The sequence below is a fragment of the Rhabdaerophilum sp. SD176 genome (assembly GCF_030143245.1).
Taxonomy (GTDB): domain Bacteria; phylum Pseudomonadota; class Alphaproteobacteria; order Rhizobiales; family Beijerinckiaceae; genus Rhabdaerophilum.
The window spans coordinates 177,941-192,413 of the sequence record NZ_JARJNS010000005.1 but is presented as its reverse complement, the minus strand read 5'-3'; the positions used below and the strand labels follow the sequence as shown (position 1 = coordinate 192,413).

General features: G+C 64.6%; 13 protein-coding genes. 7 read left to right on the top strand and 6 right to left on the bottom strand.

From position 1 onward, the window contains the following. Positions 1–16: 16 nt before the first annotated feature. Positions 17–559, top strand: a complete 543-nt coding sequence (locus P0652_RS13200) for an SH3 domain-containing protein (protein ID WP_284179295.1) — start codon at positions 17–19, stop codon at positions 557–559. 23 nt (positions 560–582) lie between these two features. On the opposite strand, the gene irrA is transcribed toward P0652_RS13200, so the two are convergent. Beyond that, a complete protein-coding gene (irrA, locus tag P0652_RS13195) occupies positions 583–1,092 on the bottom strand; it encodes an iron response transcriptional regulator IrrA (RefSeq protein WP_284179294.1) in 510 nt (169 codons plus the stop codon). A gap of 228 nt (positions 1,093–1,320) precedes the next feature. Here irrA and fabA point away from each other — a divergent pair, with 228 nt between their 5' ends. From fabA to P0652_RS13170, 5 genes are all read left to right on the top strand, one after another. Next, positions 1,321–1,842 carry a 3-hydroxyacyl-[acyl-carrier-protein] dehydratase FabA gene (gene fabA, locus P0652_RS13190; protein WP_284179293.1) on the top strand — a complete coding sequence of 174 codons (522 nt, stop codon included), beginning with the start codon at positions 1,321–1,323 and terminating at the stop codon, positions 1,840–1,842. Between the two features lie 90 nt (positions 1,843–1,932). After that, the gene (gene fabB / locus P0652_RS13185; protein ID WP_284179292.1) at positions 1,933–3,153 is read left to right on the top strand and encodes a beta-ketoacyl-ACP synthase I; all 1,221 of its coding nucleotides are present in this window, start codon (positions 1,933–1,935) and stop codon (positions 3,151–3,153) included. A gap of 34 nt (positions 3,154–3,187) precedes the next feature. Beyond that, the gene (locus P0652_RS13180) at positions 3,188–3,460 is read left to right on the top strand and encodes a DUF3303 domain-containing protein (protein ID WP_284179291.1); all 273 of its coding nucleotides are present in this window, start codon (positions 3,188–3,190) and stop codon (positions 3,458–3,460) included. A gap of 30 nt (positions 3,461–3,490) precedes the next feature. Further along, positions 3,491–4,300 (top strand): enoyl-ACP reductase FabI, encoded by an 810-nt coding sequence (gene fabI / locus P0652_RS13175; protein WP_284179290.1) that lies wholly within the window; start codon positions 3,491–3,493, stop codon positions 4,298–4,300. 22 nt (positions 4,301–4,322) lie between these two features. After that, positions 4,323–4,961: a DsbA family protein gene (locus P0652_RS13170; protein ID WP_284179289.1), complete on the top strand. Its 639-nt coding sequence runs from the start codon at positions 4,323–4,325 to the stop codon at positions 4,959–4,961. Here P0652_RS13170 and P0652_RS13165 read toward each other — a convergent pair whose 3' ends face one another. The 4 genes from P0652_RS13165 to P0652_RS13150 form a co-directional block, all read right to left on the bottom strand. Next, positions 4,962–5,723 (bottom strand): sulfite exporter TauE/SafE family protein, encoded by a 762-nt coding sequence (locus tag P0652_RS13165; protein ID WP_284179288.1) that lies wholly within the window; start codon positions 5,721–5,723, stop codon positions 4,962–4,964. It abuts the gene before it with no gap. After that, a complete protein-coding gene (locus tag P0652_RS13160; RefSeq protein ID WP_284179547.1) occupies positions 5,720–7,051 on the bottom strand; it encodes an NAD(P)H-dependent oxidoreductase in 1,332 nt (443 codons plus the stop codon). The genes P0652_RS13165 and P0652_RS13160 overlap by 4 nt, the downstream gene beginning before the upstream one ends. 92 nt (positions 7,052–7,143) lie before the next feature. Then, complete coding sequence (gene pyc / locus P0652_RS13155; protein ID WP_284179287.1) at positions 7,144–10,617, bottom strand: pyruvate carboxylase; 3,474 nt, start codon at positions 10,615–10,617, stop codon at positions 7,144–7,146. 152 nt (positions 10,618–10,769) lie between these two features. Next, on the bottom strand, positions 10,770–11,954 hold the full coding sequence (locus P0652_RS13150; protein ID WP_284179286.1) for an NAD(P)/FAD-dependent oxidoreductase: 1,185 nt from the start codon (positions 11,952–11,954) through the stop codon (positions 10,770–10,772). Between the two features lie 264 nt (positions 11,955–12,218). Here P0652_RS13150 and amaB point away from each other — a divergent pair, with 264 nt between their 5' ends. Continuing rightward, positions 12,219–13,751, top strand: coding sequence for an L-piperidine-6-carboxylate dehydrogenase (amaB, locus tag P0652_RS13145; RefSeq protein WP_284179546.1), 1,533 nt, complete (start codon positions 12,219–12,221; stop codon positions 13,749–13,751). Between the two features lie 12 nt (positions 13,752–13,763). Here amaB and P0652_RS13140 read toward each other — a convergent pair whose 3' ends face one another. Next, positions 13,764–14,402 carry a hypothetical protein gene (locus P0652_RS13140; RefSeq protein WP_284179285.1) on the bottom strand — a complete coding sequence of 213 codons (639 nt, stop codon included), beginning with the start codon at positions 14,400–14,402 and terminating at the stop codon, positions 13,764–13,766. Between the last annotated feature and the right edge of the window lie 71 nt (positions 14,403–14,473).

Genomic DNA, 14,473 nt, shown 5'->3' with positions numbered 1-14,473 from the left:
CAGAATGAGGAACGGGATGATGCGTCATATGGGGTCAGGATCGGTCCGGCTTGCCTTCAGCCTCGGAATTGCCGCGCTCGCTTTCGCCGCCGCGCCGGTGCAGGCCGAGGATCCCGCGACGACAGGCTCGGTGACCAAGCTGCCGATCCCGCGCTTTGTCAGCCTGAAGCCGTCCGATACCCCGATGCGGGAGGGGCCGAGCAAGGACCACCGGATCAAATGGGTTTTCAAGCGCGAGGGCCTGCCGGTGGAAGTGATCGGCGAGCACGATCACTGGCGCCGCGTGCGGGATTCCGAAAGCACGGATGGCTGGGTGTATTTCGGCCGGCTGTCCAACCGCCGCACGGTGATCATCCGGGCGGGCAAGAGCTCGGCCGAGCAGAACCTCTATCGTGACGACCGCGAGACCAGCGCTGTGGTCGCGCGGCTGCAGCCGGGCGTGATCGCGAATGTGCAGAACTGCTCGCGGGACTGGTGCAAGGTCGGCGTCGAAAGCTATTCGGGCTATGTGCGGAAGGATGCCGTCTGGGGTGTCTATCCGGACGAAACCATCAAGTGACGGTCAGGATGCCCTGAAAGCAATCAGGAGGCCTTGCGTCGCAGCCGGACAACGACTTCCACGCGGGCGATTTCCATGCCTTCCGGCGGTTCCGGCAAGTTGTTGACCGCGAGATCGTGGCCGGGAATATCCACCAGCGTATCACCGCCCTCGACGAAGAAATGATGGTGGTCGGAGGTGTTGGTGTCGAAATAGGTCCGGCCGCCATCCACCGCGATCTCGCGCAGCAACCCGGCCTGGGTGAACTGGTTCAGCGTGTTGTAGACTGTGGCGAGGGAAACCGGCACGCGGGCGCGCTGGGCCTCTTCGAACAGGGTTTCTGCCGCGAGATGCCGATCGCCGCGGCCGAAGAGCAGCCAGCCAAGCGCCACGCGCTGGCGCGTCGGGCGCAGGCCCGCATCGCGCAGGCGCTCCTTCAGGTCATGGACAGGGCATCCGGCAAGGCTCGCCGGCAGGCGTGCCGCCTCTGACGCCGCCCTTGCGCCGTCCAGACCCCGGATCACATTGACCATCCGCGCCACAGGTCGCTCCATCTGATTGCCACTCCTACCTATCGCTTTAACCCCGTCGAAACAAGGTCGTCCGGTTCATCCTGCCCCAAAGGCCTAACGAACCCGTATTCCTGCGCGCCTTCGGGGCAAAAATGCAGCGAACATCAAAAATCGATTCAGTGCGGCACGGATTTGGACTAGACGGGAACGGATTTGACCGATTTATGACGTCAAAGGCCTCGCATGGCCGGGACGCATCGAAGGGCGACAATGAGCAACGAGACTGGCGAACGGCAATCCAGCTTTTCCTACGAAGAGCTTCTGGCATGCGGGCGTGGCGAGTTGTTCGGCATGGGCAATGCCCAGCTTCCGGCGCCGCCCATGCTGATGTTCGACCGGATTGCCCTGATCTCGGAGACCGGCGGCGCCTATGGCAAGGGCGAGATCCGTGCCGAACTCGATGTCCGGCCTGATCTCTGGTTCTTCCCGTGCCATTTCAAGGGTGATCCGGTCATGCCGGGCTGCCTCGGCCTCGACGCACTCTGGCAGCTGACCGGATTTTTCCTCGGCTGGCTCGGCCTGCCGGGCCGGGGCCGCGCTTTGGGCGTCGGCGAAGTGAAATTCGCCGACCAGGTCCTGCCGAGCGTGAAGAAGGTCGTCTATGGTGTCGACGTGAAGCGGGTCTTCAAGGGCAAGCTGGTTCTCGGCATCGCCGATGGCTGGCTTGAAGCCGATGGCAAGCGCATCTACACGACGACCGACATGCGGGTCGGGCTATTCCAGCCGACCTGACCGCCTCTTGCGGAACGGCACCAGACAGGCCACTTGAACCGGGGCGGCACACGGATAGCGGCCCCGATGGCGAAAGACGGAGTGAGCAGAATGAGACGCGTTGTCGTCACGGGCATGGGCATCGTTTCGTCCATCGGCAACAATACGCAAGAAGTCCTCGCCTCGCTGCACGAGGCGAAGTCGGGCATCACGCCGGCCGCCGAATTCACCGAGCATGGATTCCGCAGCCAGGTCTATGGCAAGCCGACGCTTGATCCCTCGACCATCCTCGACCGCCGCGCGATGCGCTTCCATGGCGGCGGCACCGCCTGGAACCAGGTCGCGATGGAACAGGCGATCCGCGATGCCGGGCTTGAGGAGAAAGAAGTCTCGAACGAGCGCACAGGCATCATTATGGGGTCGGGCGGGCCGTCGACGCGGACCCTGATGGAAGCGATCGACAAGGCGCGTGAAAGCGGCAATTCGAAGCGCGTCGGCCCGTTCGCCGTGCCGAAGGCAATGTCCTCTACAGCCTCCGCCACTTTGGCGACCTGGTTCAAGATCAAGGGCGTGAATTATTCGATCTCCTCCGCCTGCGCGACCTCGAACCATTGCATCGGCAATGCCTACGAGATGATCCAGTGGGGCAAACAGGACCGTGTCTTCGCGGGCGGCTGCGAGGAACTCGACTGGTCGCTCTCGGTCCTGTTCGACGCGATGGGCGCGATGTCCTCGACCTACAACGATTCCACGGCCTCGCGCGCCTATGACAAGAACCGCGACGGGTTCGTCATTGCCGGCGGTGCGGGCGTGCTGGTGCTTGAGGAATACGAGGTGGCCAAGGCCCGCGGGGCACGGATCCTCGCCGAGATTGTCGGCTACGGCGCGACCTCGGACGGCTATGACATGGTTGCCCCATCTGGCGAGGGCGCTGTGCGCTGCATGCGCCTGGCGCTTGGCGATCTCAAGGCGCCGATCGACTATATCAACCCGCATGGCACCTCGACCCCGGTCGGCGACATCAAGGAAATCGAGGCAGTCCGCACGGTCTTCGGCGCGAAGGCCCAGTCGATTCCGATTTCCTCGACCAAGTCGCTGACCGGGCACAGCCTCGGCGCGACAGGCGTGCAGGAAGCGATCTATTCGGTTCTCATGATGCGGAACGGCTTCGTCTGCGAGAGCGCGCATATTACCGAACTCGACCCGGACATGGCTGACATGAACATCGTCCGGAAGCGGATCGACAATGCCAAGCTGGGCCACGTGATGTCGAATTCCTTCGGGTTCGGCGGCACGAACGCGACCATCATCCTGAAACATCCGGAGGCGTGAGGCCCGTCCGCCTCGGCCAGCAGGGGAGACGCCGATGCTGTTCATGGTGATCGAGCATTTCGACCAGGCCCGGGTAAGGGAAATCTATGCCCGCTTCCACGAGAAGGGACGGATGATCCCGGATGGCCTTTCCTATGTCAGCAGCTGGATCTCTGCGGATTTCTCGCGCTGCTTCCAGGTCATGGAAACCGACGATGTGACCAAGCTGCAGGAATGGGTTCTCGCATGGGGCGATCTCGCCCGGTTCGAAATCGTGCCGCTGGCCGGGTCGAAGGAGACCTATGCCGCGGTGCAGAAACATCTCTGATCCTCGTCAAGAACAAGGAGCCGGGCGCGCATGACGTCGCTGATGGCAGGAAAGCGCGGCCTCATCATGGGGGTCGCCAACCAGAATTCGATTGCCTGGGGCATTGCCCGCACGCTCGCCGAACACGGCGCCAGCCTGGCCTTCACCTATCAGGGCGAAGCGCTTGGCAAGCGGGTGAAGCCGCTGGCGGAAAGTCTTGGCTCGAGCCTCGTGCTGCCTTGCGATGTCGAGGACATTGCCTCGGTCGATGCGGTGTTCGACACGCTCAAAGCGGAATGGGGCGGGCTTGATTTCGTCGTCCATGCCATCGGTTTCTCGGACAAGAACGAGCTGAAAGGCCGCTATGCCGACACGACGCGCGAGAATTTCGTACGGACGATGGTGATTTCCTGCTTCTCCTTCACCGAGATCGCCCGGCGGGCGGCGGCCATGATGCCGCCGGAAGGCGGCACCTTGCTGACGCTGACCTATGGCGGCGCGAATCGCGTCTCGCCCAATTACAACGTGATGGGCGTGGCAAAAGCGGCGCTGGAAAGCTCGGTGCGCTATCTCGCCGCCGATCTCGGTCGGGACAATATCCGCGTCAATGCGATCTCGGCGGGCCCGGTCCGGACGCTGGCGGGCGCCGGCATCACCGATGCCCGATTCACCTTCTCCTACCAGACGAAGCATTCGCCGCTGCGGCGGCCGATCACGCTCGAGGAGCTGGGCGGCTCGGCGCTCTACCTGCTCTCGTCGCTGTCGGGCGGGGTGACAGGCGAGATCCATTATGTCGATTCCGGCTATTCGATCATGAAAATGCCAAGGGCCGACGACATGAAGGCCGAAGCCGAGGGCTGAGCCCGGCCCAGAGGAGCAGAGCATGATCTCCCGTCGACTCATCCTGGCCGGGCTTGCCGGTATGCCAGCCATGGCGATCGCACAGGCGAACGAACCGGAATTCTACCCCGTTCCGGTCGAGTTGATCGCGAATCTCGAGCGCCTGCAGGGGGCCGTCACGCTGGGCCCGCGCAATGCCGAAATCCGGCTGTATGAATTCTTCGACTATAATTGCGGCTGGTGCCGCCGGACATCGGTCGATTCCCGCGCCCTGATCAAGGCGAACAAGGACCTTGCGGTCGTGCTGGTCAATTATGCCGTACTCGGCATTCCCTCGATCAGCGCGACGCGGGTCGCCCTCGCCTTCTCGCGCCAGAAGGCGGACCGCTATCTCGATTTCCACGAGGCGCTGTTCAGGCGCCGTGGCACGATCGACGGCCAGATTGCAATGGATGTCGCCGGCACGTTCGGAATCGACCGGAAGCGCTTGCTCGACGATGCCGATTCCGATGCCGTGACCGCCGCCATGCGCGCGGCGTCGCAGCTTGGCTCGACGCTCGGCTTCCAGGCGACGCCGTCTTATCTCGTCGGAACGGAAGGGTTCACGGGCTTCCTCGATCGTGCGGCCAAGCAGAAGGCCGTCGAAGCCTGGCGGCGTTGCGAGAAGACGCGCTGCGCCTGATCAGAAACCGGGGATGCGCAAACCGGCGGCCCGGCGGAGCAGATCCAGCGCGATCAGCGTCAGTACGACCTTCAGGATGGTCTGAAACAGGCGCTCCGGCATTTTTTCCAGCAGCCGCGTGCCCATCACCGTGCCGATGAAGCCGCTGACGATCATCGCCGCGATCAGGGGCAGCCACGGCATGAGCGCCACGCCGATCAGGCTGAAGGCGATCACCTTGAGCAGGTGCTGCGCCGTCATCATCACCGCATGGGTGGCGATCAGGCCCTTGCGGTCGAGCTTGAGCGGCAGCAGCAGCGCCTGCGCGAAGGAGCCCGTCGCCCCGACGAACATCGTCAGGATCGAGGCGAAGGCACCGCCGACCACCAGACCCGCCGAGGAAAGGCCCGGAATCTGCGGCTTCGGCACCCAGACCATCACCAGAATGAAAACCCCGAGCGTGCCCAGCAGGAAGCGCTCGGGCAGGCTGACGAAGAGCCACGCGCCGAGCGCCACGCCGATCAGGGCGCCGACAAGGAACCGGGCAATGGCCGGCCAATGGGCATGCTTGCGCTGGAGAATGGCCCGGCCGAGATTCGAGCCGACCTGCACCACGCCATGGACAGCAATCACGACATTCGGCGCGACCGTGCCGGCCAACGCACCCAGCATCGCCACCCCGCCGCCAATGCCGAACGCCGCCGTGAGCGCGGAGGTGAAGAACGAGACGCCGATCAGCAGCAGGGCCGTCGCCAGATCGATCCCCGGCGGCAGGAAGATCATGCGTCCCCCCAGATCAGGGCGTCCATCTCGGAACGCATCTGCACAAGCACGGAATCCGCGGGCAGGCTGACCTTATCCCGCGTGATCAGCTCGCCCTTGGCGATCGGCGCCAGCACCGTGCCGCCATGGAGCATGCCGACCGGCCAGGCCCTGGCGGCACGGGCATCGGCAACGGTCAGCGTGAAGGAGCGGTAGCAGGTCTCGCCAATCGCATCGAGCTGCTCGCCCGGCGCCAAAGCCCGCTTGGCCCGGGCACAGACTTCGGCGCTGGGCGTGGGCAGGGGAAACATCTCCGCCTCGCCATAGAGCACAGCCCGCGCGGCCGAGAGCGGCACTTCGAGGCTGGTCAGGTGGTGCGGCCGGTAGAAGGTGTAGTAGGGGCCCTCGCCGCCCATCCGGAGGTCATGCATCCGTTCGCAAAGGCGCGGATGGTCCATCTCGACGACGATGAAGACGCCGGGTGCAACACCCTTGCCCACCGTGTAGTCCACCACGCCCTTGCGCGTCAGGATGCCGCCATCGGCCTTGGGCACCAGCACCTTCTCGAGCATGGCGAGCGTGGCTTCCGGCCCATGCATGCCCGGCACGTCGACGGTGAGTCCGGTAGCGTTGGCGATGGCCGCCATTTCCACCATCGTCTTGGAGCCGTCGATGAACTCCACCAGCATGCGGGGATTCATGTTCCGCCGCTCGGCCTCGGCCCGGTAATCATCCGGCACCGCATCCGGGTTGAACGGGTTGTTCTTGCCCTTGCCGGCGGCAATGACCGGATAGCCGAGGGCGGTAGCGAAATTGATCAGTTCCATCGTCGCGGTAGGTTCATCCCCCGCGCCGATTGTGTAGACGATGCCGGCCTGATCGGCCTCGCGCTTGAGAAGGGGGCCGATCGTGACATCGGCCTCGACATTCATCATCACCAGATGCTTGCCCTGGCGGATCGTGGCCCGGCCCAGCTCCGCCCCGGCGGCCGGGCGGCCGGTTGCATCGATGACGACATCGATCAGGCCGCTGCGCAGCATCGTATGGGCATCGTCGATAATCGCGATGCCCCCGGCCTCGATGGCACGGTCAAGCGCCGGCAGGCCATCGACGGGAATGCCCAGGGTTTCCGGAAGCCGGGCGATGCGGATCGCCTCCTGCGCGTTCCGGCCAGACCGATCGACGATCGCTCCGATCCGCATGCCCTGCATCCGGGCGATCTGGGTGACGAGATCCGTCCCCATCTCGCCACAGCCGATCACCCCGACGCGGATCGGCTGGCCGGATTGCTCCCGGGCCGCGAGATCCGCCGCCAGCCCGCGCGCCGCGATTGCCGGCGCCTGTCGCATCGTCATGATATCCCCAAGCGTCCCCGGGCGTTGTCTTCGCCCTTTCCTGCCGAGGGACGGTTTTTTGCCAGCGCTGTCAATCGCAAAAAGGTTCAGGCCATCACAATCAGGAGGTCCTTGGCATCCACCTGGCCGTGTGGCTTGATCAGCACCTCGGCGATCGTTCCATCAGCGGCGGCATGGATCGCTGTCTCCATTTTCATCGCCTCGAGCGTGAGCAGGATATCACCTGCCTTGACGCTCTGCCCCGGCTCGACTGCCACCGAGGAGACCGAACCCGGCATCGGCGCGGAGACATGCTTCACGTTGCCATCCTCAGCCTTGCGGCGGGCGGTGACCTTCGCGGCGGCGGAGCGGTCCGGCACCTTGATGATGCGCGGCTGGCCGTTGAGTTCGAAGAAGACCTTGACCTGCCCCTCGTCATCCGTGGCGCCGATCGTCTGGAGCCTGACCACGAGGGTCTTGCCCCGCTCGATCTCGATCGTCGCATCGTCATTCGGCTTCATGCCGTAGAAATAGGTCCCGGTCGGCAGCACCGAAACCGGCCCATAGCGCTCCTGCAGATTGGCAAAATCCACGAAGACCTTGGGATACATCAGGTAGGAGGCCAGCTCGTCATCATTGACGGGTCGGCCGATCTTCGCCTCGACCTCGGCCTTGGCGGCATCAAGGTCCTTGGGTTCGAGCAGCGAGCCTGGCCGGACAGTGATCGGCTTTTCGGCCTTGAGCGCCTTCTTCTGGAGCGCGGGCGGCCAGCCTCCGGGCGGCTGGCCGAGATCACCGCGCAGCATCTCGATCACGGAGGCGGGGAAAGCGACCTCCCGGGCCGGATCGAGGATATCGGCCGGGGTCAGGCCCTGGCTGACCATCATCAGCGCGAGATCACCGACGACTTTCGACGAGGGCGTGACCTTGACGATATCGCCGAAAAGATCATTCGCCGCGCGATAGGCCTTGGCCACCTCGTGCCAGCGCGTTTCGAGGCCCAGCGAGCGCGCCTGTTCCTTCAGGTTGGTGAACTGGCCGCCGGGCATCTCGTGCAGGTAGACCTCCGAGGCGCCACATTTCAGGTCGCTCTCGAAGGCGGCATATTGGGTGCGCACGGCCTCCCAGTAGAAGCTGATCTGGCGGATCGCCTCCGGGTCGAGCCCGGTGCCCCGCGTTGTCATGGCGAGCGCCTCGACGATCGAGCCGAGGCACGGCTGCGACGTCGTGCCGCTCATCGCATCCATCGCACAATCGACGATATCGACACCGGCATCCACCGCCGCGAGGATCGACGCCGCAGCGATGCCGGATGTGTCATGCGTGTGGAAATGGATCGGCAGGCCGACCTCTTCCTTGAGCGCCTTGATCAGGATGCGCGCCGCAGCGGGCTTGAGCAGGCCCGCCATGTCCTTGAGCCCGAGAATGTGGCAGCCCGCTTTCTCGAGCTGCTTGGCAAGATCGACATAGTACTTGATCGGATATTTGGCCCGGGCCGGATCGAGGATATCGCCGGTATAGCAGATCGCGCCCTCCGCCAGCTTGCCGGACCTAAGCACCGCATCGATCGAGACACGCATGTTCTCGACCCAGTTGAGGCAGTCGAAGATGCGGAACAGGTCCATGCCGGCCTCGGCGGCGCGGTCGACAAAATCACGGACCACGTTGTCGGGGTAGTTCGTGTAGCCGACACCGTTGGCGCCGCGCAGCAGCATCTGCGTCAGGATGTTCGGCACGCGCTCGCGGACCATTCGCAGCCGCTCCCACGGATCTTCCTGCAGGAAGCGCATCGCCACATCGAAAGTGGCGCCGCCCCAGCATTCCAGACTGAAAAGCTGCGGCAGGCCTCCTGCATAGGCGGGCGCGATGGCCGCAATGTCGAAGGTGCGCATCCGCGTGGCCAGCAGCGACTGGTGACCGTCGCGCATCGTCGTGTCGGTGATCAGGACGCGCCGTTCGCCGCGGATCCATTCGGCGAAACCGCGCGGGCCGAGCTGGTCGAGCTTCTGGCGGGTGCCGAACACGACTTCGCCGGCGAAGGTCGGCGGCACCGGCACGCGGGCATCGGCGGGCGGGCGCGGGCGATCGCGGGTTTCGGGATGCCCGTTGACCGAGACATCGGCGATATAGGTCAGCAGCTTGGTCGCCCGGTCCTTGCGGCGCTCCTGGCGGAAGAGTTCCGGCGTCTCGTCGATGAAACGGGTCGTGTATTCGTTGGCAAGGAACTTCGGATGCGCCAGCACGGCTTCGAGGAAGGTGAGATTGGTCGCCACGCCGCGGATCCGGTATTCGCGGAGGGCTCTGTCCATGCGCATCACGGCCTCGCGCGGTGTCGGCGCCCAGGCGGTGACCTTTTCCAGCATCGGATCATAGTACCGGGTGACGATGGCGCCCGAATAGGCGGTGCCGCCATCGATGCGGATGCCGAAGCCCATCGCCCCGCGATAGGCGGTGATGCGACCGTAATCCGGAATGAAGTTGTTCTCCGGGTTCTCGGTGGTGATCCGGCATTGCAGGGCATGGCCATCGAGCCGGATACCGGCCTGATCGGGCACGCCGGTCTTGAGCGTGCCTTCGGCATCACGGGCGCCGATGGCATGACCCTCGAGGATGCGGATCTGCGCCTTCACGATGTCGAGCCCGGTCACGACCTCGGTGACGGTATGCTCGACCTGAATACGCGGATTGACCTCGATGAAGTAGAATTTGCCCGTCTCGGCATCGAGCAGGAACTCGACAGTTCCTGCCGCGACATATTCGGTGGCCCGGCCAATCCGGAGGGCGGCCGCGCAGAGAGCCTGCCGCGTGGCCTCGTCGAGATAGGGCGCCGGTGCGCGTTCGATCACCTTCTGATTCCGGCGCTGGATCGAGCAATCCCGCTCGAAGAGATGGACGAGGTTGCCGTGCCGGTCTCCGAGGATCTGGACCTCGACATGCCGGGCGCGGCGCACGAGCTTCTCGAGATAGACCTCGTCCTTGCCGAAGGCTGCGCGCGCCTCGCGCTTGGCGGTGAAGACGGCATCGAGCAGACCGTCCTCGCTCTCGATCGGGCGCATGCCCCGGCCACCGCCACCCCAGCTGGCCTTGAGCATGACGGGATAGCCGATCTCGGCCGCCAGCCGCTTGATCTCGGCCGGATCATCCGGCAGGGGCGGCGTCGCCGGCATGACCGGCACCTCGACCGATTGCGCGAGATTGCGCGCATCGACCTTGTTGCCGAGCTGGCGCAAGGTCTCGGGCGATGGCCCGATGAAAATGATGCCCGCCTCGGCGCAGGCCTCGGCGAATTCGGGGCTTTCCGACAGGAACCCGTAGCCGGGATGGATCGCGTCGGCGCCGGATTCCCGTGCCACGCGGATCACCTCGGTGATGGAGAGATAGGCCTCCAGCGGGCCGAGAGGCTTCGCGAGATGCGGGCCACGGCCGACAAGATAGGCCTCGTCCGCCTTGAAGCGGTGCAGGGCGAGTTTGTCTTCCTCGGCATAGATGGCGATGGTCCGGATGCCGAGTTCGGTGGCGGCCCGGAACACGCGGATCGCAATTTCGCTGCGATTGGCGACGAGAAGACGACGGATCGGCATGAGCAACTCCCCCGGGACGCGCAGCATGATTGCGCGTTTTTTGCAGCGCGTCATGCCTCTTCGCGAAGGAAAGGGGCGAAGTCGACCCGGTCAGCCTTGCAGTTTCGGCATGCAATGCATGCAAAAACCCGATGGCTTCGGACAAAACCGGATCAGATCACGTTGCGCTCGAGCAGCGGGCGATTCGCCGTGAGACGGGCAAAACCGAGATCGCCGAGATCGAGGCTGCGATAGGCGCCCTCGACGATCAGCTCCGCCAGACCACGCCCGACCGCCGGCGATTGCTGGAGCCCGTGGCCGGAAAAGCCGCAGGCGAGATAGGCATTGGCGAGGTCACCCAGCCGGCCAACCACGGCATTGTGATCCAGCAGGTTCATATCGTAATGCCCAGCCCAGGCCCGGCCGGGCCGGATCGCCTCGAAAGCCGGGATGCGCGTTGCCAAGGCCGGCCAGATCACGTCCTCGAAGAGCGGCCAATCCACCTCGAAATCATGGGCGAAATCAATGGGCTCCGGCTCATCGGGCGAATAGCCGGTGATGAATCCGGTGCCTTCCGGCCGCCACCAGACACCGCTCGTATCGATGACCAGTGGATGGGCCGGAAACTCGCCTTTTGCGGCGAAGGAGAAGACCGAGCGCTTCTTGGCATAGACCGGTACTGGACATCCGGCCTGCTCGCACAGGAAGCGCGCGCCGGAAGCGCCGGCCGCGTTGACAAAGGCGCCGCAGGTGATGGCCTCACCGGAATCGAGTGTCACCCCTTCGATCCGTTCGCCCTTACGCAAAAGGCTGACCACGCGGGCCTTGCGGTATTCAACACCGGCGGCGCGGGCCGCCTTGCGGAAGGCCTGCATCAGGCCGTAGCCATCGAACCAGCCCTCGCCAGCAAGGCCCAACGAGCCAATGGTGATATCTTCGGTCGAGAGATAGGGAAAACGCGCCGCCAAAGCCGCCGGGTCGAGCAGGGCGATCCGGGCGCCAAGGCGGGTCTGGTCGACATTGTTGGCCTCGAAGACCGGGCGTGTTTCCTCGGTGCCGAGATAGAGATAACCGCCCTCGTGCAGGCCGATCTCGGGGCGTTCGCCTTCCACGGCGAGCCGCTCGCCGATCCCGCGCAGGAAATCGATGCCATAGAGCGAGATCGCAATGTTCACAGGTTGCGAGAATTGCTGCCGGATAGACCCGGCCGAAAGCGCCGAGGCCGAGAACTGGTAGGTCGGGTCGGGCTCGACCACGAGGATCCGGCCCCGGAAACCGGGATGGGTGGCGAGGTGCCAGGCAATGGAGGAGCCGATCACGGCACCCCCGGCAATCACGATATCGGCTGTATCCGTCATGGGAATTTCTGCCCGGGACATTTCGCCCGGCTGGGCCGGGCCAATCGGGATGGAGGGATGATTCCCCGTTTCTTCGCGTGTTTCGCCGGGGTTTCAAAGTGAATTCTCCCGTTGCGGTGCGAAAATCCGCGAAAGAAGGCATTCCCCTGCCGGAGGGCTTGGTTTAGCGTCGGGCCAAATCACGATCTGCCGGAAGCGCCGAACCGCACCGGCCATTCAGGGAAAACCCGCATGTCCAATTTTCTGGCCCAGGAATTCGCTTCCATGGTCTCCGCCCCGAAACAGGAAGCGGAGATCCTGCTTGAGGGTTTCGGCATTCCCGCAGCCCGGCTGCATGGCGGGACCCTGAAGGTCCGTTCGCCGATCAATGGCGACACCCTCGCGGAGATCGCGGAGAATTCGGCCGAGGATGTCCGCGCCGCGATCGGGCGGGCGAGCCAGGCCTTCCTCGCGTGGCGGCAGGTGCCGGCACCGAAGCGCGGTGAATTTGTGCGGCTGATTGGCGAGGAATTGCGGAAGGCCAAGACGCAGCTCGGCCTGCTCGTCACGCTCGAGGCGGGGAAGATCACCTCCGAAGGCCTCGGCGAGGTGCAGGAAATGATCGATATCTGCGATTTCGCCGTCGGGCTGTCGCGCCAGCTCTACGGTCTGACCATTGCCACCGAGCGGCCCAACCACCGGATGATGGAGACCTGGCACCCGCTGGGCCCGGTCGGGGTGATCACCGCGTTCAATTTCCCCGTCGCGGTCTGGGCCTGGAACGCGGCGCTCGCCTTTGTCTGTGGCGATCCGGTGATCTGGAAACCCTCGGAAAAGACCCCGCTCACGGCACTGGCTGTCGGCGAAATCGTCAAACGGGCTGCACAGCGGTTCGAAGATGAGGGCAACGGCACGATTCCGGCCGGCCTGTCGGAAATCGTGATCGGCGCCGCCCCGGTGGGCGAGGCCCTGGTTTCGGATGCGCGGGTGCCGCTGGTCTCGGCGACCGGCTCGACGGCGATGGGCCGCAAGGTCGGCCCGAAACTGGCCGAGCGCTTCGCGCGGGCCCTGCTGGAACTCGGCGGCAACAATGCCGCCATTGTCACGCCGAGCGCCGAACTCGATCTCGCGTTGCGCGGCATTGCCTTCGCGGCGATGGGCACGGCCGGCCAGCGCTGCACCACCTTGCGGCGCCTGTTCCTGCATCGCTCCGTCGCCGATGCGCTGCTGCCGCGGCTGATCAAGGTCTGGGCTTCGGCGAAAATCGGGGATCCGCGGGTTGCCGGCACGCTGATCGGCCCGCTGATCGACGAGGCGGCCTTCCAGGGCATGGAAAGGGCGCTGGCCGAGGCGCGGGCCCTCGGGGCCACCGTGCATGGCGGTGGCAGGGCCGAGGGCGTGGCCGGCGGCGTCTATGTGAAACCCGCGCTGGTGGAGATGGCCGGTCAGGCCGGGCCGATGCTGCACGAGACCTTCGCGCCGATCCTTTATGTGACACGCTATGACACGATCGAGGAAGCCATCGCACTCAACAATGCCGTGGGGGCGGGCCTGTCCTCGTCGATCTTCACCCGCGACATGCGCGAAGCGGAACTCTTTGTCTCGGCTGCCGGCTCGGATTGCGGGATTGCCAACGTCAATATCGGGCCTTCCGGCGCCGAGATTGGCGGGGCCTTCGGCGGCGAGAAGGAAACCGGGGGCGGGCGCGAGGCCGGCTCCGATTCATGGAAAGCCTATATGCGGCGGGCCACGAACACGATCAATTACGGCAACGCCCTGCCTTTGGCGCAGGGCGTCAAGTTCGACGTGGATGGCTGACCCCGCCGGGGGTCAGGCCCGGGATTCGCGGACCTCGAAGATCCACGCCGCTACGGCGCCGTAGATCACATGGCCTGCGAAGCTCATGAAGGACAATTCGCCGCCCTCGCCGAGCAGGTAGAAGGACAACCCGCCCAAAGGTGCCATCAGGCCGAGCGCGTTAAGCCAGGTGAAGGTGCCCCAGGCGATCGAGTCGCGCAGCCGCTCGTTGCGGTTGATGAAGCGCGTTGCGATGAAGAGGCTTACAATGACCCAGAACACAAGGTGCCAAGCTGTTCCCGCACCCTTCGCAAAGTAATAGGCCACACCGAGGCTGAAGGTCAGGAAGACAACGGCATCCAGAACAAGGCTCCAGTTCTTCAAGTGGCGCGAGATCACGAAATAGAGGATCGGGTATCCAAGGATGCCGACGGCGTAATGCAGGACCTCGCGCACATAGTAATTCACCGAGAGACCGAAATTGTGCTGGAAGATCGCATCGATCAGACCCGCCGGCTCGAGCGGATAGCCGAGGACAGCCTTGGTCAGGACACGCGCCCAGACTTCCCAGATCAAAAGGCCGACAAGGCCCCCGAGGGCCAGGTTCACGATGGTGCGGGTCCCCGGGATGGTGATGGTCCGCGTGTTGGCTGGCATGGTCGAAGCGTTCATAAGTTCCCCCGTTCCGGGCCCCCATGGCCCTTGCAGTCCGTAATGCTCCTATGCATGTGCCGGCGCAAAAA